Below are 22,362 nucleotides of genomic sequence, written 5' to 3' on the forward strand. Positions count from 1 at the left end.
TCTCCTTTATTTATACAAACATCTGTTGAAGTAATGCTTTTTTCTTTAATTGTAAGTGATCTAACTTACGCTGATGAAGGGTAAAAAGTTTATCTAAACGATTTAACAATTCTGAAATTTTTTCCTGCTCATCCTTACAAGGAATATTTAGCCTAAATGTTGCATACTCTTTAGAATTTACGCCTGGTTGCCCTGATCGCTGTGATGTTATTCGGATGAATGAATCATAATCTCTTGTTAAAGTATTCTGATAAATAAAACCAGCATCACAGGCTTCATTTACTTTTCCTCTAATTAAAAAACCAGCATAATATAAATCACCATCACTTGGGTTATATAAATATGTTTTACCAACACTTGCACCAGTTCTAGCAAATACAATATCATTGATATTTAATTTATAATCAGAAACATCCGAATTAAAATCTATATCTGGAGAGGTTAAATTACTCTGAATAAAATTATGAGTTTCGTCATCTATATCTGTAATACGTATGTATTTATGCGTACCATCATATTCTTTAGCAGCTGCATTCAATCCATATTCAAAAGAATCCATACATTCGCCTAACTTACGCTGTTCCCAAGCATCAGTAAATCCGGGGAAACGAAGTTCAGGATATCGCTCTCCATTCTTCGGAAAAAGTTTCTGGAGCAATGCTTTTTTCTTTAATCTGAGGTTATCTAACTTACGCTGATGAAGGGTAATAAATTTATCTAGAGTATTTAATAATGTCCCAATTTGTTTTTGTTCAGCTAAGGTAGGTACTAAAACTGTTTCTTTCAAAAAGTCTTTAGCAACTAAGTTTGTCATCATTGTAGTTTTTTTTGTGCATCTTGAAAGAACCTTTCCCATTATTGGTTCATAGTTAATATAATATTTCCAAAAATAAATATCATATTTAACAATTGGTCTAAATACTTCAAAAACATGAGATATAATTCCATCACCTATAGTGTTTTCCACAAATCTACCATAAGCAAAGTCTTTACTCTTATTTCCCTCAAAGGCGATTTCACCATATCGAAATATATTATAAGTCTTCAAATATTCTTCATTAGATACTTTTGCATCAGATTTATAATACATATTTGCTACAGAGATAATTTTATTAAGTGAATATGATAAATCATTCTTTTCAGAGATTTTCTCATATAAATCACTAAACTTACGCTGTTCCCAATCTTCAGTAAATCCCGGAAATCGTAATTTAGGTACTCTCCGTTTTTCTTTACTCATCATAACCTCGCTTTCCTTTTATCATAACAACACTACCTTTCATTAACATAAGAATCTGCAAATTTATATAAAGCTGCCACAAGTTCATTACCATATTTAATTTTATTAAGGCTTACTATATTTGTATCTTGAGCTTTTGCTTGATATTCTGCACGAGCGTCTTTTTTTAGCTTACTAATTCTACCAGTACTATCTAAATCCTGTTTACCAGCCGTATGTCGAGAGAATAGATCTAATATTTCGTCATTACTGATGACATCAATGATTCCCCATTTTAAGCGAAAATCGAAAATGTCATCTTTCATAATCATTGTATTTACATCTTCAATAACGTCCAAACTAGTTAACTTTACAGGATATTGGATATCTTTCCCTTCTGGTGGATACGTACCTTTATAAATTGCATCAACTGCATTATTAATTTGTTTTGCATATTGACGATCATCTAAAGCCATTGCAAAATCATTAATTTTTTCACAATAATCTGCAGCAGCATCCATACGGTTTTCATGAACGGCATTCATTAATGCTTCAATCAATTTAGTAAGGTAATCATAGTTAACACTAATTTGCTTTACATGTATCATACGCAGTTCAATTTGAGCCACTGGTACATCATGATTTTCAGCAATACGTTCTTTCAAGTCGTTATACAGAGATGTGGTTAACATTTCTTCTTGTTCAGGTGTCATTCCAAGCAATGTAACAAGTTCATCTGGATTATCATAATCAAATCCGATGTCTTCTCCATTAACAACATCTGGATCATATTGTTTTAACTTTGACATTCCAGCACTATATGTACGCATAAGATTAAACATTTCTTCTTGCTTAGCTTCACTAGCTGGAACTTCTGTAAAGTTATCCGTCATATCTGCAAGACGATTTACGACTTGTTTTACTTCTTCAAATTGTTCTTTGAAAGGTTTTGCTAAAACACCAGAATCAACTAATGCCTTTGTATCAACTAATGTTTCTTGTACATCAGCAGAGTGCTTGTTAGCATATATACTTAACGCTCGATTCATAAGTTCTTCGTTCTTAGTTGGCCATCTATAATTGACTATACGGCCCCACGGCTTGCCTTGATTATCGGCAATACGATTTGTTCGAGAATAAGCCTGAATTAGCATTGCATCCTTCAATGTACGGTCTACATAAAGTGTATTTAATTGCGGTGCATCAAAACCAGTCAATAGTTGATCCACTACGATAACAATATCTAAATATTGCCCATCTTGTGCTGTACGATTTAAACGTGTTGTTAAGTCTTGAGTGTAACCTGATACATCATCTAGTCCAAAGCTCGTGCCAAACATTTTATTGTAATGTTTCATAGCACGTAATAGACCATCATTTGTAGTTAATTGGTTATCACTATTATTGGTACTCATACTGAAAGTAATACCCACTTTTAACGTTGGTAACCCTTGCTCTTGGCGTTCATGATTCACACGTTCAAATTCTTCAAAGTACATTAATGCCATAGGTGTACTAGGTCTATTACCACCTACATGTGTAGTAAGCATTGCGTTATAAGCACCATCATTAGAGCGATTTCTCCAATTTTTAAAGATATCTTCTATAACCAATTTTACGTGATCTTGATTATTATCATAGAAACTAGGCTCTATCATATCGTCCATATCATTATCAGTAAGATTAGCAATCTTTCGTTCAATATCGAGGTCATTCCAATCAGGGTATTTATCTTTATAGAACTTTGGTAGGTATTCAAGTTTCATTTTGTCTTCCGCAATAGTGGTTTCAAAATCCACTTTAAAACCTAATACATTTTTATCTGCAATGGCTTCACGAATAGTATACGCATGTAATAACTTACCAAAGACCTCATGAGTCTTAGTACCTTTTTTACCAACCACCTTATCAAACATAGGTGTTCCTGTATAGCCAACCCAAGCAGCACCTTTAAATACTTTTTGTAAGTCCTCAAAGCTTTCACCACCGGTAGACCTATGTGCCTCATCGACAATAAACACAAAGTTCTTATTAGGTACCACAAAGTCTTTACGATTAATGAGAGTATTTAGTTTTTGTACAGAGGTAACAATGATGCCATACCCTTTTTCATTTAATTTTTTCTTTAACGCTGAAGTATTCTCTGTTCCACCAACGGTATCAAATTGTTTACCATCAATATCAATAGAACCTTCAGGGTCATATGCCTTATAATTTGCTTCAGTTTGTTTTGTTAATGTGATACGGTCAACGACGAATACAACCTTATCTACATTTGGCATGCGACTTGCCAGCCATGCAGTTTTGAAACTAGTAATCGTTTTACCGGATCCTGTTGTATGCCAAACATAACCTAATTTATTAATTGGTAAATCGAAATCAGCGCGTTTTAATTCATTTAAAACTGCTTTTGTTGCATATACCTGATAAGGACGCATAACCTTAAGCATTTGTTTATTCTTAGTACCGTCAAGAATAGTAAACAATGTAGACATTTGATGTGCCATCGGTATGCTAAGAAACATATCTGCAAAGGTAGTCCAGTTGCGAACCACCTTATTATCATTAGGATTTTGCCATTCAAAAGCAAAATCTTTATTAAATAGCTCGGACGTAGTATTCGCCATATATTTAATTCGATTTGGCGTCATTGCGACTAGAATTTGAACTGTTGAGAAAATATCACTATACTGTTTTTCCTGAATATATTGATGCATTTGATTTAATGCCTCATCTACAGAATGTTTTACAGATTTTTCCTCAATTTGGATAATTGGCAAGCCATTTATGAGTAGTGTTGTATCAAAACGACGTTCTGGGCGACCTGCAATTTGTGGTTCTCTCTTAACTTGGCTAACCACTTGGTAAACAGTATTACCTGCCCCAATTTGTTTTTGATCAAATACTGTTAAAAATACATGGCGGCCATCATCTAGGTCTACCTCTACTTGGGATACACCATTGATACCATATAGGAACTGTCCTGCTTGATATGGAGTGTATAGTTCATTAATTACCTTTTGAACTTGTTTAAATTCCGTATCACTTAATGGTTGTGTCAATTGATTTTGATTCAATTGATATAAAATCTTACGAAAATTCTCCCAAAGAGCCTCTGTTGTTTTTATGGTTGGCTCATATTTCCAAAGTTTACTTTTATAAACCTTCATATTACCATAAGCATCTGTTGTATCACCTATTTGATTAGAATTAGCTGCATTAGTCACAATCCCAGTTGATAATTGCTCAATTAATTTATTTTCAAATTCTAGCTCTGTCATATTAGTTTACTCCCTGTAACATAATAATTGCTTTACGATATGTGTTATCTGCCACACGCTGTTTTAATGCTCTTAGTCGTAATTGTTTAAAATAAATATCCCCCATAATACGTTGTGTTTCAATTGATGGTAGTCTTGGTAACTGTATTTCTTTTAATAAGCTAAGACTATATCGTACAACTTGACTTCCCTGTAAGTTTTGTTTGAACTGCTTTTTAATTTTAGGATTCTCATTAATCAAATAAGCCATAAACTTTTTATCTATTGATGTATTTAAAGGCTCCATCCGAACATAGTTTTGAGTAAAAAGATATCCCTCATGATCCTTAGTAACAAGTGTAGCCATGCCAGATATTGTACTAAATATTAAATCTCCTACTTTAAGAGTAGATCCTTTATACTCTGTACGAATCTGCTTTCTATCACTCATATCTCCAGGTACACCAGATAAATCCTCATATAATTCATTTTGTCCATACAATGTATACAACACTGCATTATTACTAGTACTTTCCTCTAGTCGATACTGTGATACCCCTGTATTACTATGAAATATATCTTTAATATACACTAGATCACCTCTTTCTTAAAGATAGTATTCATTTTATTTTTATTTTTGCATGTAAAAAAATTACACTATAATACTTTTGATTAAAGTATACAGTGTAATTCATATAAAAGCAACTATATTTTTGTAATTTTTTAAAATGCAAATTCTATTTTGTCATTTGTTGATATTGATTAAATTCAGCCTTAGCCACATTAATTATTTTTCTATATAAATCCTGGTTAACTTGCATATCTGTATAGCGAATAAACTCACCAGTTTTATCAAATGGTTTCGATTTCGCAGCAAATGGATTAACATGAGAAGCCACTCCAGCTTCCCGCCCAATGATTACTGCATCATGATATGGATTTACATAAAATAGATAATAAGTACCCAAATGGCTTCCACCAGATGCACAATAAGCCACAGGAACCAGTCCATATTCCTTAAATGTACGCATAGAATATGCTGCTACTTCAGATACAACACCATCATTTATAGACATATCTGCAACAATCCAACCATTGTAAGGACCGTAGCCCTCACCTTTACCAACTAACTCAGATGTTCTTGCCTGACAACTAAAAGCAATTGTGCTAATAGCTAGTAATGCTAATAATAACTTTTTCATTTAATTATTTCCCTCCTGAATTCTCTCAAATACTATATATAGAATATCATATTTCATTTGACTCATAGTAGTATAATATATTTATAGGAACAAGGAGATGATATCTATGAAATTTACAAAACGTATAATTGTCATGACATTCTTAGCCGTGACTGCTGCTGTATCTACAGGATTTGCTTATGATTACGTATGCAATGGTTCCCAAACAAATTGCAATACAAATACTCAGTACAATTGTAATGAAAACGCTCAATACAACTGTAATAATAACAATACAGTTTATAATAATACCCGCCAAAGTTATTGTGGTCAAAACTCTAATACCAGAGGATGCGGCGGATATAGAAGATAATATGGTAAATACGAAGGCCTATAGTACTAAACATGTACTATAGGCTTTTGTCATATACTTTCAGAAGCTAAGAAAAATATTAAAATAGTAACTGTTAACAAATTTGGCTACTTATGCCCCACCAACCGATAGCTCATATCCACCAGCATTTTAAATTTCTCTATATCTTCATATCCTTCAATATCCACCGAGATCCAGTGTTGTTTATTCATATGATACGCAGGGTAGATTCCGCTTTCACGAATTAGGGTAGAAATTAAATCAGGCTCACATTTTAGGTTAACTATTTCCATAGGTTCGGTCCTAAGGTCATTACGTTTCATAATTATTTACTGCTTTTTTGGAAATAAAGTCATATCAAATACACCCTTTGGTACAGCTGACATACCTGCTAAACTTTTTGAGTATTTGTCTTTATCATTTGCATTATCTACATACTGGACCACATCACGCAAGTCTTTTGACGGTACTTTATAATCTAAATCTGCCATGATAAAGTGCGTATATAAATACTTATCATCATATAAGGATTGAATATACATTTTTGATGTGGATCGTTCTACTTCCATATAAATAGCAGGGGTAGCATCATTCCAAACGGTTGCATATTGAATTGGTCTATACTCAGAGTAAGGCTTATACATAGCAAAGTATTGTATCAATTTAGCATTTATTGTATGTGGTTTAGCTAATTCTTCTGGCTGTAACTCTCTTACCATAATACCTTCACGATAGCTTTTACCATCATAAATGTAAATAGCATCATTAGCAGGACCGTTATACGTTAAATCACTAGATTTCAACGTTTGGAATGTAAATCCATTAATTGTGATAGGTTTAGTTTTTGAAAGTAATTGCTTAGCTGGCTCAATAGACGGCAACACATAATTAACCAAAGGAGACATGAGCTGCTTATATACATACTCTTGATCATGTGTTTTCAACAGCTCCACTTCTTTCTTTTTAGTCAAATCAAAAGCAATCCGATACGATACTGAAGGTTCTGTCTTAACTTTAAAATTAATAGCCCCCTCTAATGAACCCGTTTTTGTGGGGCTAATCTCCCATGTTGCATTTTTAATAGTCGGATAGGAAAATGAATTACCTGTTGATGTGCTTTGATTTTCTTTGCTAATGTTATAATTTAGATTCCCATCAATTAAAAGAAAGTTTCCGTGCTTAATCTCTGCAGTTAATGGGTCCCCCTTAATGGTTTTACCAAACTGAGTCCCCTCAGGAAAAGTAAATTTTAGATTAGCTCCATTATCTTTAAGAATAAAAACAGAAGATGAGAAGTTAACTGAATGATTTAATTCTTGAGTTAAATAGACTAATTCATCTATCGTCCATTTTTTAGGCATATTATTTGCATATTTAGCCCTCACCCTATCGCCCACATCGGCTTCCATCTTCTTAGCTGTCGCATCTACCTTCCGATAGTTTTGATATGCATCCTTTGATATTGTAGAATCTGTACCGGGGATATTAATATCTATTGCTTGGCTAGTAAAAGTAACACAGCCTAAGCATAATAAACTTAACAACGTACGTTTCATTCTCTCTCAACCTTTCATATATAACGACTGTATCTTATACATATAGAATACCATATTATAAATATTCTCTTCCATTACATAGTAAAAGCCTGTAATACTCTACATAAGTATTACAGGCTGTTATGCTATTTCAAGTTTATATTAGAACTCAACCTACTAATATACTATTTTTTAACTATTCATACGGTTAAAGTATTCAATGGCTTTTGGTGAAAATTCAACAAATGTATTCCCATAAGAGTATGGTCCCAATTCATATGGTTGATATACAAGACCTATAGCGCCTTTCCCTTTCAAGTAGTAGTTATCAGAAACATATTCTACATTCCAGTTAGGTAGTAGGTCTGCTTTTTTATGACCTTCACTATAGAAGCGCAATATACCAGAGTTAATGCCTCTCTCTATTTGTTGTGGATTAGCAATTTTTACATAGTTATATAGCGGAATTCTTTGGCCCGTAATCTTGTTATATACTAAGCCTTTAGTGTTATACATACCATGTGCATTACCAGCATGATAGTGATATGTAGTTAACAAAATGGATACTACTTGAGCGTCTTCATAGGTCACTTTATAATTTTGCTTTACTTGATATGCATGTTGATCGTAATAAACTGATTTCGCATATAAAACATAGTTAGCAATGTCTGTATTAATTGCCTTTTGTGCAAACATATTATTGGTATATACCAATGGATATTTTAATTCCAAGTTTACATCGGACTGACTACCTGTAACAACAGTTGCATACGTAGGTACCGCCAACATAACACCTAACATAGAGGTCATACATAGCTTTTTAAAGATTCCCATAATACTGTCTCCTTTTAACAAACACCTTTAAATAGGTCATTACTGTGTTAGTTCTACAAGCTATAATAAAAGTCCTCTTTTTATATTTCATTTTTCTGATAATTTATTCATTATATAAAATAACAAGACTATCTAGTCTTTCACACTAAATGTTTGGAAGAATGCCCCCTAATACAGCACTAAGAAGCCCAAGTACAATCATCCAAATTGATATAAACCTTAAAACAAAGGAAGTATGTGTATAGATTTGTATAGTAAATTGATTATAATCAATAGCACCTTTAATCACCTTATCGCCTACTTTTTTCATAACTGCATCTAGTACAAAGGGATCTTCTGTAACGGATAGTCTATAGGTGCCTGGCCCCGCATCAAAGGTATATAATTCCATTCTAGAGTGAGTAATGCCATTAACTCGAGCGCGCATAATAGATAGAAATAAAGGAATTGTCCTTCCCGTTTTTTCATCAACTAAGTTAAAACCAAATTCACCTATAGGCGCCTTTGTAAACATTTTTCCACTAAGCCATAGGCCATAAGTACCTGCTCGCTCTAACGTAAAGGTGCCTTCTTTATTTACATAGGGCATTTCATAGAGCATCTTAGCTCTACCAAAGCGAATCGTGTATTTAATACCTAAATAAAACAAACAAAGTCCTAAAGGTATCAACAGATAAAATAACTGTTCCATTACCTACTCCTCCTCTATTCTCCCGCTTTTACACAACACGATATGTATTTTCACTATATCATACTTTCACCATACAAAAAAGGACCCTCCAAAGAGAGTCCTTAGTCTGTATAGTTATGCTATTAAGCGTTTTTAGCTACTTCAACAAGTTTAGCGAATGCTGCTGCATCGTTAACTGCCAAGTCAGCCAACATTTTACGGTTAACTTCAACGCCTGCTTTAGTCAAACCAGCGATGAAACGGCTGTAAGTTGTGCCATTGATGCGAGCCGCTGCGTTGATACGAGCGATCCACAATTGACGGAATTCGCGTTTTTTCGCACGACGGTCACGACGAGCGTAGTACAACGCTTTCATTACTGTTTCGTTAGCTTTTTTGAACAAACGGGAACGTGTACCGCGGTAACCTTTAGCTAATTTTAAAATCTTTTTATGACGTGCATGAGCTGTAACGCCCTTTTTCACTCTTGCCATTGTATATTCCTCCTAAATTACGATGTTATCGATCTAATAGTTAACGATTAAGCGTATGGTAAGCATTTAGCTACGCGTTTGTGGTCAGCTTTTGCAACCAATGTAGCTTTACGTAAATTACGTTTACGAGCTGGAGATTTTTTCTCAAGAATGTGGCTTTTGAAAGCTTTTGCACGCTTGAATTCACCAGTACCAGTTACTGCGAAACGTTTAGCCGCTGCGCGACGAGTTTTAATTTTTGGCATAATTATAATCCTCCCAATACCTTATTTACTTACTAAAATCATGGTCATGTTACGACCTTCTAATTTAGCTGCTTTTTCAATAGACGCTGTTTCTTTGAGTTCTTCAGCGAAACGTGTCAATACTGCCATGCCAAGTTCTGGATGTGAAAGTTCACGACCGCGGAACATGATAGTTACTTTTACTTTGTTACCTTCACCCAAGAATTTGGATGCGTTTTTCATTTTTACGTAAAAGTCATGGTCTTCAATATGTGGACGTAACTTAACTTCTTTTAAAGTTACGATTTTTTGTTTCTTTTTCGCTTCTTTCTCGCGTTTTTGTTGTTCATAACGATATTTACCGTAGTTCATAATACGAGCTACCGGTGGTTTAGCGTTAGGTGCAATTTCCACAAGATCAAGATGCTTTTCTTCAGCCAATGCCAATGCCTCACGGCCAGACATAATGCCGATTTGTTCGTTTTCAGGACCTACGACACGAAGTTCACGAGCACGAATCTCTTCATTAATGCGTGGTGTATCCTTGCTAATAGCGTTCACCTCCAAGAGAATAAAAAAAAACGGACGGCAAACACCATCCGAATAGAGTTCTCTATATTAACCTCATACTTCTTGGTATTAGGTGAGTGGCGGATGGCCTCTGCTTCATAAATTACTTAATTATAATAACAAATCGAATGGTGAAAGTCAATAAAAAATATTGGGCTTTTAACAATGAATTTACTATTACAACTCTTATAGTATAACAGACATTATAAGTTCTGTATATAGGTATACTTACTGACACCTCTCGCTCTTTATGTATACAATATTCTTATAAATTATACAACTAATTCTATAGAAAATACGATACAATACTATTTATAGAATAATCTAGCTTATATAGTGTACTTTATAGAACGGTATACTTTATAGGATAGTTTAGCTTATATAGTTTACCTTATTTATTATTATACAGTAATAGGTATTACACAAATTGAAAGGAGTTTTATTATGAGTGTAACAACTACTGCCCCTCCACAAAAGGCGCGTACAACTGCTCAAAATATTGGACTTATTTTATCCTTCATTGTTTTAGGTGGTATTTTATTATTACCTACACCTGAAACATTATCTACCGGCGGTCATCGTATGATTGGTGTCCTTGCCTTTGCTATTATTTTATGGATGACTTCAGCTGTATCCTATCCTGTAAGTGCCACTATGATTACGGCCCTCACCGCCTTATTATTAGGTTTCTCACCAAATCCAGAGGCACCGGCTAAGGCGATGGGTACAGCCAACGCTTTAAAACTTATTATTTCTGGCTATTCCTCCCCTGCCATGATTCTCGTAGGTGCCGCTATGTTTATCTCTGTAGCTATGCGTAAAACAGGACTTGATCGTCGAATTGCCATGATGGTTTTATCTAGTGTAGGCACGAAAGTTAGCCGTATTTATTTAGGTGTTATTATTACAGGTCTTATCCTTGCTTTCTTTGTTCCAAGTGCGACGGCTCGTATTGCTTGCTTGGCACCAATTATTATTGGTATTGTCGAAAACTTAGGTATTGAACGTAAAAGCCGTGTAGCAGCTCTTCTCATGGTAGGTGCCATACAGGCAGATACATTCTGGAACATCATGATTCAAACGGCAGCGGCCCAAAACCTTGTGGCTGTTGGCTTTATGCAAACACAAATGAAAAGTGCTGTAAGTTGGATTGATTGGCTCACTGCAGCTGCTCCGTTCTCCATTATCATGGTTATTATCACCTACTTTGTAACGCAAGCTCTTATAAAACCAGAATTTAAAGAGCTCGTCGGTGGTGATGTACAGCTCGCAAAAATGCGTGAAGCAATCGGCCCTATGTCTTTTGACGAAAAGAAATTATTATGTATTTCTATCGCCCTACTTGCATTGTGGGCTACAGGTGGCAAATTACACTCTATCGATACTACAACATCTACAATTGTAGCCATCGCTTTATTCTTCTTCCCTAAGATCGGTATTATGGACTGGAAATTTGCCCAACCAAATATCGACTGGGGTTCTATTGTAATGTTTGGTGCAGGCATTGGTCTTGGTGCGGTATTACTCAAAACAAAAGCCGCTACATGGCTTGCTCAAGTATTTGTTAATGCATTCTCCCTCGAAACAGCGAGCGTATTCATTTTAATTGCTGTAATGGCTGCATTCCTTATTGTTATCCATTTAGGCTTTGCCTCTGCTACAGCTCTATCCTCCGCGATGATTCCAATAGTAATCTCTATCGTTATGAGCCATAGCGCAGAAGGACTTAACCCTTTAGGAGTAACAATGCTCATGCAATATGCAATCTGCTTTGGTCTAGTATTACCAGTAAACTCGCCACAAGGCATGCTAGCTTACGGTACAGATACATTTGATGTAAAAACATTTATGACTACAGGTATTCCATTAACTATCATCGGCTATGTAATGATGCTCATATTCGCATTTACATACTGGCATTGGATTGGAATTGCTTAACATCAATAAACTAAAAAAATCCTACAATTTCTGATTTCCGGAAATTGTAGGATTTTTAATTGTATTAGATTACTTTTCCTATTCTAGTTCCTTACCTTTTAGTTCAGGAATCAAGAATACTGTTGCTAAAATATCGATTACATAGATAATCGCAAGGAAGGCAATTGCCACTTGGTAGGAGTACATAGAGATAATCATACCTACCACCATTGGGCTAAAGCCACCTACAGCACGACCGATATTAAATAATACGTTTTGAGCTGTTGCACGAGCACTTGTTGGGTACGCTTCTGCCATCAAGGCACCGTAGCCACCCATCATACCGTTTACAGAGGCACCTAGAATAGCGCCAGCAAATAGCATCGCTGTTGGATCAGAAAGTTGGGAGTAAATCAAAATAGAAGCTACTGCACATACTTGGAACAGGATAAATGTAGGTTTACGACCAAGTTTATCCGCTAATCGTCCAAATAGCCAAATACCAACCATCATGCCGCATACTGTAACGGCAGTCCATAAACCAGATTTAGTAAGGGAGAAACCTAATTGCTTACTCAAGAAGTTAGGTAACCAGATCATAATACCGTAGTAACCAAAGTTCTGAACGGATGTTAAGATAGCCACACCAATCGATGTTTTCGTAGTGGCTGCGTCTTTCACAAGTAATTTAAAGGATTCACTATGGGAATGTTCATTTACCTCTTTGCTTTGTACAAAGATTTCTGGTTCGTGTAATTTCGCACGGAAGAACCAGGCCACAAAGGCAGGAATAATACCAACCATAAACATGCCGCGCCATCCGATGTAAGGAATCAATAACGGTGTTAATAATGCAGCGGCCAATACGCCTAATTGCCAGCCAAGAGCAACATAGCTTGTCGCTTTTGCACGGTGTTTCGCAGGCCACGCTTCAGCAGCTAATGCCATACCGATACCAAATTCACCACCTAAACCAATACCAGCAATTGTACGGTAAATAAGTAGATCCCAATAGCCTTGAGCAAAAGCACAAAGTCCAGTAAATACGGCAAAGAGTACGATAGTCCACGTTAAGACGCGAACACGGCCATATTTATCCGATAAGGTACCAAAAACGAAGCCACCTAATACAGCGCCAATTAAGGTCCACGTAACTAACGAACCAGCTTGTCCCGTAGACAAACCTAAATCCCCTGATATCAAGGTTAGCATAAAGCCTAGAATCAAGAGATCAAAACCATCCATGGCATAGCCCACAGAAGAACCAATGACAGCTTTCCAGCCGTATGAATTTACATCTTTCATAGTTTTTTCCTTTCGCTACTCACAGGTAACAATTAAAGAGAATATAAGTCAACTTAATATTTGTACTAAGTTCACTAATATTAAATTATACAGCTTAACTGTAATTATGCAATATATATTTCTTAATCTTCTGAATTATTTAGTTATCTAAAAACTTTATTTAGAGGAAAACAAAAAGGTAGGGTTTGGTTCACTACGTAAAAACCAAACCCTACCTATTATAGAGTCATCAGAAATAACTAATCCCTTTAAGGTTAGTTACGTTCTTTGATTTCGATTTTAATAGAATTGAAGAATTCTTCGAATGGTACGGAACCCAATTCGTCACCGCCGTGTTTACGAACGTTAACTGTACCTTCTTCAACTTCTTTATCGCCTACCACAAGCATGTAAGGAACTTTTGCCATTTGTGCTTGGCGGATTTTATAGCCGATTTTTTCGCTACGATCATCCACTTCTACACGTACATAGTCGCGGTGCATTTGTTTTGCCAATTCTTTAGCATATTCAACATGTTTTTCAGAGATAGGCAAGATTTTAACTTGTACAGGAGCCATCCAAGTTGGGAATGCGCCTGCATAGTGTTCAGTTAAAATACCGATGAAACGTTCCATGGAGCCGAAGCATGCACGGTGAATCATGATAGGGCGGTGTTTTTGACCATCTTCGCCAACGTAATCAATTTGGAAGCGTTCAGGCAAGTTCATATCCAATTGGATAGTACCACATTGCCATGTACGACCTAAGGAGTCTTCGATATGGTAGTCAAGTTTAGGACCGTAGAATGCGCCATCGCCAGGGTTAATTACGTAAGGGATACCCTTGGCTTCAATCGCATTACGCAATGCTTCTGTAGCGGCTTCCCAAATTGCATCATCACCCATTGCATTGTCTGGTTTAGTAGACAATTCAACATGGTATTTCAAACCAAATTGGCTGTAAATCCGGTCGAATAATTCAATAACTTTCATCAATTCAGATTGCATTTGATCTGGCAACATGAATACGTGAGCATCGTCTTGAGTAAAGGCACGTACGCGGAACAAGCCATGTAACGCACCGGACAATTCATGGCGGTGAACTAAACCAAGTTCAGCGTAACGTAATGGGAAGTCGCGATAGGAATGCATTTCGTTTTGGTAAACCAAGATACCACCTGGGCAGTTCATTGGTTTAATTGCATATTCTTCATCATCGATAATTGTAGTGTACATGTTTTCACGGTAATGGAACCAGTGACCAGATGTTTCCCACAATTGTTTATTCAAAATAATTGGCGTACGAATTTCTTCGTAATCAAATTCATGGTGAACTTCACGCCAGAAGTTTTCCAATTCGTTGCGAAGTGCCATACCTTTTGGTAGGAAGAATGGGAATCCAGGGCCTTCTTCTTTGATAACGAACAAGCCTAGTTCTTTACCAAGTTTACGATGGTCGCGTTTAGCTGCTTCTTCAAGTAAGTGAAGGTATGCATCAAGGTCTTCTTTTTTCTCAAATGCTGTACCGTAAATACGTTGCAACATTTTATTTTTTTCATCGCCGCGCCAGTATGCACCTGCAATGCTTTGTAATTTGAAAGCTTTCACCTTACCAGTGGATGCTACGTGAGGACCTGCACAAAGATCGATGAAATCGCCTTGAGAGTAGCAAGAGATTACTGCATCTTCTGGAAGGTCTTGAATCAATTCTACCTTGTAGTCTTCGTTTTTAGATTTGAAGAACTCAATAGCTTCTTGACGAGACATTACAGATTTAGTAATAGGCAAGTTTTCTTTCACAATACGGCTCATTTCTTTTTCGATTTTGCCTAAATCTTCAGGAGTCAAAGTATGTTCCATATCGATATCGTAGTAGAAACCTTTATCGATAGCAGGACCGATAGCCAATTTAGCTTCAGGCCATAAGCGTTTAACCGCTTGTGCCAAAATATGAGAAGCTGTATGGCGTAAAGTATGTTTACCGCCATCTTCTTCGAATGTTAAGAAAGCTACTTCAGAACCATCTACGAGTTCTTCGCGAAGGTCTGTTAATTCACCGTTTACGTTAGCAGCTAGTACTTTTTTAGCCAAGCTGTTAGATAATTGTTTTACTGCTTCCCCAAGAGTAGTGCCAGCAGCGTATTCCTTTGCACTACCATCAGGTAAAATGATTTTTACATCTGCCATTTTTCTTTCCTCCAATTTATAAACTAGGATAGTTGGATTTTGGTAATAAAAAAAGACCCTCTATCCCTACAAACAAGGGACGAAGATCATTCGCGGTTCCACCCTAGTTAACTACCTATACGAATATATGTGTATAGTTAATTCACTTCATTAAGCCCGATAACGGTGGCGGCCGTATTTGCCTACTTAGGTTCGACAAATCAGTTTAAAGGGGGTAACTCTGATATATGTGTAAGGCATTTCCAGCATCAGCCTCTCTCTGGTACACAGGGATATGAGAATCATGTCCTTTGCATAACTTTTACTAGATTATAGTATCATAGAGAATTAAAAAATTCAATACAGTTTAACTGTAAATTTCACAAAATCTATAAATAAAAGAAATGCCTTCAAACACATCATATAAAAACGGCCCGATATAACTGATATGTACCCCCTTTACGGGTTGTCCATTAAAAAGGGTACATATCAAACTCGAGCCGTTTATTAAGATTATCATATATACGCTAACCAATGTAGCTGTACTACAGCTCACTGTACATAGGCTAGATTATTAGCGTTTGAAGTTTGTAGATAACATAGCACCAATTACTTTTTCCAACTTACTATTGGAAAGGTCTGGGCCTTTGTAAAGTGTTAAGAGCACATCATTGGAGTTATCTTGTTTAGAAACCATCATAACACCGCTGCCACGAGCACCATTATCGTCGTAATCTTTCGCTACGATAACGAGGTTTAAGTAATGGTCCTTCATGTATGTGTACACTTTGCTAGTACGTGCAGAAGAGCCAATCATTTTCGCCATGCTCATACCACGGTTGAATACGATTGTATTTGCATTATGTGGATTTACCGCTAATTGTTGTTTCTCCTCTTCATTGAGAGGCATAAGATTTACCATGAGGGAGTCCCCCATTTTACCACGGAACATAGCTGGCATTGTTTCCCGTACGTCTTCTGGAATACCTGTGTCAGCAGTCAATTTTAATTCCTTAGGAACCGTCATGTATAGAACGCCCTTGCTATTGCGGCCTACCTCTGTTGTACTGAGGTCTACGGCGCTAAGCATAATGGAATCTTTAATAGTTGCTACTTGGTTTGCCAATGGCTTTTCAGGAATGCCACGGCTTGCCAATTGTACGTCACCAGATTTAGTTTTTTTCAAGGTTTCTACATTCCAGTTAGCCCCTTTTTTGTCAGCATCGCTAGCCTCTGTGAAAGCATTCGCCCCATCTTTTGTGCCTACATATACGTAAGTTTGCGCTGGGATAATTGTATCTGGTGCACCTAATTTATTGAACGCTGCACCGTATACAACATTAGGAATTACTGTGGAACCAATTTGTAGATTATTATTAGTTTGGCTTTCCACATCAAAATTGATATTCCCTGTGAAAGTCATATCAGGGCCATGATTGATGACTACTACATCCCCTGCTTGAGGAATGATGACAGGGCCTACAGGACCTGCCATAGCTACGCCTGCCATAGATACACCAAGGCAAGCTGTTAATAATGCACGTTTCAAAATAGATTGTTTCATAGATATACTCTCATTTCTCTACTATTCATATACTTGGTTCTAGTCGTATGCCCTATAAGATGCTGTAACAGATTTACATAGATGCACACTAGATATAGATAAAACCAACAATATACTTAATTTTCGATAGTGACATAATCAGATAAACTACGTAATACGTCAATAGCCAATGACCGCGTAGAGGGCGTACAGCGCAACATGCACCGCCCACATGTATCTACAGAGGTCATAACACCTAAGTATTCATAGCCTTCAATGATACGATTGATGAAATTCGTATGTGTAGGATCTATATGAAAGTACACATACGCTTCCTCTCCGGAGGTCGGTAAGTCAGGTACATCTGAAAATGCACCGATAGATTTACTCGGTTCTAAAGCTGTACCACTCATAAAGGCCCTCCTTCAAAGCTACTCCATATATCGCTTACTATTATAATCTAAACACCATTGTTAATGTAACTATTACTCAAATATAAGATTTTTTTTATTAGTATATGTAAACTATTAATCCTCTTTAGGTTTGCACTCACGACGCATCATGGAGTACGGCTCAAGTGGTGTATCCATATAGATACGAACCTTCATTTGTGCATGAGGCGCTACGTCGATTGGATTACCATCTTCGTCTGTCATTTTTTCAATTACAGTTTCTACAAGGTCCCCTTTAGGTTGGCAGAATTCTACTTTATCGCCTACTTTGAAGTTGTTCCGTTGTTCAAGATCAACGTATTTTTCTTCTTCATTGTAGCCCATAACTAAGCCGATGAAGTCATGGCTTTGTGTATTAGTAGATTTGCCATAGTTTTGAGCCGTTTCGTCAGGACGACCTTCTGCAAAGCCATCTGTATATGGACGGTGGGAAATTTTTTCTAATTCTGCAATCCATTCTGGACGAACGTACCAATCTTTACCTTCTTTAAGGTATGCATCAATCGCTGTACGGTATACTTTCGCTACTGTTGCGCAGTAGTGAACAGATTTCATACGACCTTCAATTTTTAGGCTATCTACGCCAGCTTCATATAAATCTGGAATGCGGTGAATCAAGCACAAATCTTTAGAGTTAAAGATATATGTACCATGCTCATCTTCTTCAATTGGATAGTATTCACCAGGTCGGTTAGATTCTACAAGGGAGTATTTCCAACGACAAGATTGAGAGCATTGACCGCGGTTCGCATCGCGATTACCGGTCATGTAGTTAGACAAAAGACAACGGCCAGAATAAGAAATACACATGGAGCCATGTACGAAGGATTCGATTTCAATATCTACATTATCCTTCATTTCTTTAAGGTCTGCTAAAGATACTTCGCGAGCTGCTACGACGCGTGTAGCACCTAGCTCTTTCCACATTTGAACTGTGTGCCAGTTTGTAGTGGAAGCTTGGGTACTCACGTGAAGTTCAAGACCTGGAGCCACGCGTTTAGCAAGGCTAAAAATGCCCATATCAGCAACGATGATTGCATCAACACCGATACTTTCAAGGAATTTCAAATAGTCCTCTAAACCTTCAAAGTCCTCGTTGTGAGGAATGATATTACATGTAACATGGAGTTTTTTACCATGAGCATGTACGAATTCTACAGCCTCCTTTAATTCCTCGTCGGAAAAATTAGAGTTACCTGCGCGCAAGCCAAAACGTTTACCTGCGCAATATACGGCATCCGCACCATAGCGAATCGCCATTTTAAGCTTGTCCATATTCCCTGCAGGACAAAGCAATTCCATAAAATGTTCTGCCATTATTTGTTGTGCCCTTTCCACACACTCACACTCATGCCATCACCCATAGGGTAAATGGTGGTGTTAAACAATTCTTTATTTTCAACATATGTTAAGTATTCTTTTAACCGTTTTACGATAGTTTTGAACCGTTTTGGCGGCTCCTTATCGCCCCTTACATAGCCTCTAAAGAGTACATTGTCCGCAAGGATAACGCCTCCTTCTTTCACATGAGGCAAAATGAGCTCTAATTGCTTTAGATATTGTCCCTTAGGACCATCTAAGAACACTAGATCATATTCCCCAGTGAGTTCCGTTAAGACTTGAGATGCATCGCCTTTCAACAATGTAATTTTATCGGCATAATCGGATTGGTTAATATAATATTTCGCCATTTCGTGACGCACATCATCTAATTCAATAGATGTAATGTGTCCCTCCTCTTTATCGAGTAGCGGAGCCATCAATAAAGCTGAGTAACCAATGGCGGTGCCCACCTCTAACACAGAGGTGGGCCGGTACAAACCTATTAATTCTTCAAATAGATGAACCTCAGATTCACGTAAAATCGGTACATCATTAATCATCGCATAAATACGCTGTTCATTTAAAATATTATTTAAAGTCATGAAAGTAGATTCAATCTCCTACATTATTTATTGCTATTGCCAGTAGGCACGTTGATCGTAGATCGATCAACCGATTCAGCTGGTTTCACTTCAATACGCGGTACCTCTTGTGTACTTGGAGCTACATACGGAGTCGTTTCTGGTGCACGATTAGTAGTCGGTACATAAGTATTATTACTGCTATTACCATTAGATGGAGTAGTTGGTGTAACTTGAGTTGGTGCTTGGTTTTGTGTTGGAGCAGGCGTAGGAGCTGGAACCTCAGCTGCTGGAACAGTTGTTGGCGTGTATTTATACGTAGGTTCGACGTCAACATATTGAGAATCTGCTTCCACCGCTTCTGCAGAACTATAGTTGTAGTCAGGCTCTGTAGTTGCTACTGCTACGTCATAGTTAGGACCTGCTTGTGCGGCAATTTCTGTAGTGGCAGAAGGAGTCGCACTTGTTGCAGTATCTGCACCATAAATCTTATTAACTTCCGCTAAATGCTCTTCGTATGTTTTAGAGAAGTGATTATGACCTTCTTTATCTGCTACAAAGTACAAGTAATCTGTATTTTCAGAATGTAATACTGCGTCTAAAGATTTTTTACCAGGGTTAGCAATCGGTCCTGGTGGTAAACCTTTAGATACATATGTATTATATGGGCTTTGTAGTTGAGTATCACCAATTGTTACGTTTTCTTTTGCGTAACCAAGTACATAGGAAATGGTCGCATCAGATTGTAATGGAATACCATGAGCCAAACGCTTTTTAAACACACCTGCAATAGTAGGACGATCGGCATCAAATAAAGACTCACGTTCAACAATAGATGCTAATGTAACAAAGTCATGAATGCTCATGTGCTGCGCTTGAATTTGTTTCTTTACAGCTGGTGTAAGGTAACGATTCATTTCATCAGCCATCATTTGAATAACTTCTCGAGGTGTAGCCCCCACAGGAATTTCATAAGTACTTGGGAACAAGAACCCTTCCACCGGATATGTAGCTGGTTTTGTACCTTTCATATATGGATATGGTACATAAGTCTTTGCCTCAGCTAAGAAATCCTTTGCTTTCATGATTTGATTTTTTTCAAGAACGATAGCAATGTCACCTACGGTATAACCTTCTGGAATTGTGACACGAATAGATTCTACATGACCTTCTTGTAATAAAGAAATGAGTTCGCGCACAGTTACCTTATTAGGAATTTGGTAGTGCCCAGTTTGGAGCTTGTCATTAGTACCGCTCAAGTACAACCAAAGTTTGAAACCTTGGGTAGAACGGATAAGACCTCTTTCAAAGAGCATATCTGCAATTTCAGAGCCCGTTTGACCCTTTTCAATAACTAAAACTTGGGTACCATCATCTTGAGCGAAGGTATTAGGTATCAGGTATAGTGCACCAAGACCACCGCCAATAATCAATACACCAATAATAGCAAGAATTAGAATATATCTTAAGGCTTTTCTCACGTCCTTGAGTTCCTTTCTGTAACATAACAGTATTTATCACTTTATTATACCATAAACTCTATATTTCCCCTACACAAAAGGGTATTAATCACCTTGTTTCCCTCTGCTTATGTGATATATCAATTATAGTTTTTTGTCATGCTAATAATATGAATGAACACCTTAGTTTATAATTCAATACTAACTATCTCCAAACATAAAAATAGCGCATTGCTCTACGCAATACGCTAGATTTATGTTTAAAGACGATTATTCGTCTTCACCCATTTCTTCATACAATTTTACTAGAGTTTCAAAAACTTCATCTTCTTCATCTAAAGGTACGTATTCTTCTACGCCTTCTTCATTTTTTTCGATGCTAGCCAAGATCATGTATGTGTCATCTTGACCTTCGTGGTCTGCATCTTCGTCTTGTACATGTACAAGAACTGCATACTCACGACCTTCATGGTTTAGAACAACATCTTCTGTGAAGTATTGTTTATTGCCGTTTTCGTCTTCGAATTCTAAATAATACACTTCACCTTCAAAGTTTTGGTCAACCATTGGAAACCCTCCTTGTGGAAAAAAAGATTTATTTATTGAACTGCAAGCGATCTAAGTATCCTTGCAAAATTACAACCGCTGCCATTTTATCAATAACAGATTTACGCTTTTTACGACTTACGTCAGCTGCAATGAGTTGGCGTTCAGCCATAACCGTAGATAACCGCTCATCCCAATATGAAACAGGTAAATCGATGACTTCTTTCATCTTTTCAACGAATTCTTCAGTCTTTTCAGCTCGTTCACCTTTTGTACCATTCATATTCTTCGGCATACCTACTACAAGCTCATGTACTTCATATTCAGCAATGAGTTCTTGTAAGCGATTAAAGTCTTTTTCAAGAGATGTTCTACGAATGGTTTCAATACCTTGTGCAGTCATGAGCAGTGCATCGCTACAGGCAATACCGATAGTGCGGCTGCCCACGTCTAATGACATAATTCTCATTATAATTGTTTAGCCTTTGCGTATTCTTTCAACAATTCCTCAATCAAGTCATCTCGCTCTAAGCGACGAATATCAGAACGTGCATTATTATAACTAGTGATGTACGCTGGGTCACCAGAGATTAGATAACCTAAAATTTGATTGATTGGATTGTAACCTTTTTCTTGAATAGATTGATAAACACGAGTAAGCACTTCTTCTGCTGTCATCGGTTCATCGTCTACTTTACGGAATAGCATGGTTTCATCAGAAACTTTCATCG

General features: G+C 36.9%; 23 protein-coding genes and 1 other annotated feature. Of the genes, 2 read left to right on the forward strand and 21 right to left on the reverse strand.

The annotated features are described in order from the left end of the window. Window positions 1-10: 10 nt before the first annotated feature. The 4 genes from VEHSUH06_RS09670 to VEHSUH06_RS09685 all read right to left on the reverse strand — a co-directional run bounded on the left by VEHSUH06_RS09670 (window position 11) and on the right by VEHSUH06_RS09685 (window position 5,681). Complete coding sequence (locus VEHSUH06_RS09670) at window positions 11-1,243, reverse strand: restriction endonuclease subunit S (protein WP_105098724.1); 1,233 nt, start codon at window positions 1,241-1,243, stop codon at window positions 11-13. A 29-nt stretch (window positions 1,244-1,272) separates the two neighbouring features. Continuing rightward, window positions 1,273-4,500, reverse strand: a complete 3,228-nt coding sequence (locus VEHSUH06_RS09675) for a type I restriction endonuclease subunit R (protein ID WP_105098725.1) — start codon at window positions 4,498-4,500, stop codon at window positions 1,273-1,275. A gap of 1 nt (window position 4,501) precedes the next feature. After that, window positions 4,502-5,071: a restriction endonuclease subunit S gene (locus VEHSUH06_RS09680; protein ID WP_105098726.1), complete on the reverse strand. Its 570-nt coding sequence runs from the start codon at window positions 5,069-5,071 to the stop codon at window positions 4,502-4,504. 145 nt (window positions 5,072-5,216) lie between these two features. Beyond that, window positions 5,217-5,681, reverse strand: coding sequence for a hypothetical protein (locus VEHSUH06_RS09685; RefSeq protein WP_105098727.1), 465 nt, complete (start codon window positions 5,679-5,681; stop codon window positions 5,217-5,219). A gap of 106 nt (window positions 5,682-5,787) precedes the next feature. On the opposite strand from VEHSUH06_RS09685, the gene VEHSUH06_RS09690 reads away from it, so the two are divergent. Continuing rightward, window positions 5,788-6,033 carry a hypothetical protein gene (locus VEHSUH06_RS09690; protein ID WP_105098728.1) on the forward strand — a complete coding sequence of 82 codons (246 nt, stop codon included), beginning with the start codon at window positions 5,788-5,790 and terminating at the stop codon, window positions 6,031-6,033. Window positions 6,034-6,140: 107 nt separating this feature from the next. Here the strand turns inward: VEHSUH06_RS09690 and VEHSUH06_RS09695 are convergent, their stop codons facing one another. The 7 genes from VEHSUH06_RS09695 to infC form a co-directional block, all read right to left on the reverse strand. Then, on the reverse strand, window positions 6,141-6,356 hold the full coding sequence (locus tag VEHSUH06_RS09695) for an MmcQ/YjbR family DNA-binding protein (protein ID WP_105098729.1): 216 nt from the start codon (window positions 6,354-6,356) through the stop codon (window positions 6,141-6,143). A gap of 6 nt (window positions 6,357-6,362) precedes the next feature. Then, window positions 6,363-7,589: a hypothetical protein gene (locus VEHSUH06_RS09700; RefSeq protein WP_105098730.1), complete on the reverse strand. Its 1,227-nt coding sequence runs from the start codon at window positions 7,587-7,589 to the stop codon at window positions 6,363-6,365. Between the two features lie 171 nt (window positions 7,590-7,760). Beyond that, the gene (locus tag VEHSUH06_RS09705) at window positions 7,761-8,402 is read right to left on the reverse strand and encodes a PdaC/SigV domain-containing protein (RefSeq protein WP_105098731.1); all 642 of its coding nucleotides are present in this window, start codon (window positions 8,400-8,402) and stop codon (window positions 7,761-7,763) included. Window positions 8,403-8,547: 145 nt separating this feature from the next. Then, window positions 8,548-9,093, reverse strand: a complete 546-nt coding sequence (locus VEHSUH06_RS09710) for a hypothetical protein (RefSeq protein WP_105098732.1) — start codon at window positions 9,091-9,093, stop codon at window positions 8,548-8,550. A gap of 122 nt (window positions 9,094-9,215) precedes the next feature. Next, window positions 9,216-9,566 carry a 50S ribosomal protein L20 gene (gene rplT, locus VEHSUH06_RS09715; RefSeq protein WP_005376311.1) on the reverse strand — a complete coding sequence of 117 codons (351 nt, stop codon included), beginning with the start codon at window positions 9,564-9,566 and terminating at the stop codon, window positions 9,216-9,218. 47 nt (window positions 9,567-9,613) lie between these two features. Continuing rightward, window positions 9,614-9,811, reverse strand: coding sequence for a 50S ribosomal protein L35 (gene rpmI / locus VEHSUH06_RS09720; protein WP_004696338.1), 198 nt, complete (start codon window positions 9,809-9,811; stop codon window positions 9,614-9,616). Window positions 9,812-9,832: 21 nt separating this feature from the next. Then, on the reverse strand, window positions 9,833-10,351 hold the full coding sequence (gene infC, locus VEHSUH06_RS09725) for a translation initiation factor IF-3 (RefSeq protein WP_005386139.1): 519 nt from the start codon (window positions 10,349-10,351) through the stop codon (window positions 9,833-9,835). Between the two features lie 453 nt (window positions 10,352-10,804). Between infC and VEHSUH06_RS09730 the strand changes: the two genes are divergently transcribed. Then, entirely contained in the window at window positions 10,805-12,298 is a 1,494-nt protein-coding gene (locus VEHSUH06_RS09730) for a DASS family sodium-coupled anion symporter (RefSeq protein ID WP_105098733.1), read from the forward strand. Between the two features lie 78 nt (window positions 12,299-12,376). Here the strand turns inward: VEHSUH06_RS09730 and VEHSUH06_RS09735 are convergent, their stop codons facing one another. From VEHSUH06_RS09735 to VEHSUH06_RS09780, 10 genes are all read right to left on the reverse strand, one after another. After that, entirely contained in the window at window positions 12,377-13,582 is a 1,206-nt protein-coding gene (locus tag VEHSUH06_RS09735) for an MFS transporter (protein WP_105098734.1), read from the reverse strand. Between the two features lie 254 nt (window positions 13,583-13,836). Further along, a complete protein-coding gene (gene thrS, locus VEHSUH06_RS09740; RefSeq protein ID WP_105098735.1) occupies window positions 13,837-15,747 on the reverse strand; it encodes a threonine--tRNA ligase in 1,911 nt (636 codons plus the stop codon). Window positions 15,748-15,819: 72 nt separating this feature from the next. Further along, window positions 15,820-16,052: a binding site (T-box leader), on the reverse strand. Between the two features lie 248 nt (window positions 16,053-16,300). Further along, window positions 16,301-17,290: a hypothetical protein gene (locus tag VEHSUH06_RS09745; RefSeq protein WP_105098736.1), complete on the reverse strand. Its 990-nt coding sequence runs from the start codon at window positions 17,288-17,290 to the stop codon at window positions 16,301-16,303. Between the two features lie 116 nt (window positions 17,291-17,406). Next, the gene (locus tag VEHSUH06_RS09750; RefSeq protein WP_105098737.1) at window positions 17,407-17,682 is read right to left on the reverse strand and encodes a DUF4911 domain-containing protein; all 276 of its coding nucleotides are present in this window, start codon (window positions 17,680-17,682) and stop codon (window positions 17,407-17,409) included. A 114-nt stretch (window positions 17,683-17,796) separates the two neighbouring features. Next, window positions 17,797-19,038 (reverse strand): U32 family peptidase, encoded by a 1,242-nt coding sequence (locus VEHSUH06_RS09755; RefSeq protein ID WP_105081926.1) that lies wholly within the window; start codon window positions 19,036-19,038, stop codon window positions 17,797-17,799. Further along, window positions 19,038-19,646, reverse strand: a complete 609-nt coding sequence (locus VEHSUH06_RS09760; RefSeq protein ID WP_105098738.1) for an O-methyltransferase — start codon at window positions 19,644-19,646, stop codon at window positions 19,038-19,040. Before VEHSUH06_RS09760 ends, VEHSUH06_RS09755 begins: the two co-directional genes overlap by 1 nt. A 23-nt stretch (window positions 19,647-19,669) precedes the next feature. After that, a complete protein-coding gene (gene mltG, locus VEHSUH06_RS09765; RefSeq protein WP_105098739.1) occupies window positions 19,670-21,106 on the reverse strand; it encodes an endolytic transglycosylase MltG in 1,437 nt (478 codons plus the stop codon). A gap of 249 nt (window positions 21,107-21,355) precedes the next feature. Beyond that, window positions 21,356-21,652, reverse strand: a complete 297-nt coding sequence (locus VEHSUH06_RS09770) for a DUF1292 domain-containing protein (RefSeq protein ID WP_009351240.1) — start codon at window positions 21,650-21,652, stop codon at window positions 21,356-21,358. Window positions 21,653-21,680: 28 nt separating this feature from the next. Further along, the gene (gene ruvX / locus VEHSUH06_RS09775; protein WP_005386119.1) at window positions 21,681-22,100 is read right to left on the reverse strand and encodes a Holliday junction resolvase RuvX; all 420 of its coding nucleotides are present in this window, start codon (window positions 22,098-22,100) and stop codon (window positions 21,681-21,683) included. Then, window positions 22,100-22,360, reverse strand: coding sequence for an IreB family regulatory phosphoprotein (locus VEHSUH06_RS09780; RefSeq protein ID WP_009351224.1), 261 nt, complete (start codon window positions 22,358-22,360; stop codon window positions 22,100-22,102). The genes ruvX and VEHSUH06_RS09780 overlap by 1 nt, the downstream gene beginning before the upstream one ends. Window positions 22,361-22,362: the final 2 nt, after the last annotated feature.

Source organism: Veillonella sp. S13053-19 (assembly GCF_002959835.1).
Taxonomy (GTDB): domain Bacteria; phylum Bacillota; class Negativicutes; order Veillonellales; family Veillonellaceae; genus Veillonella; species Veillonella rogosae.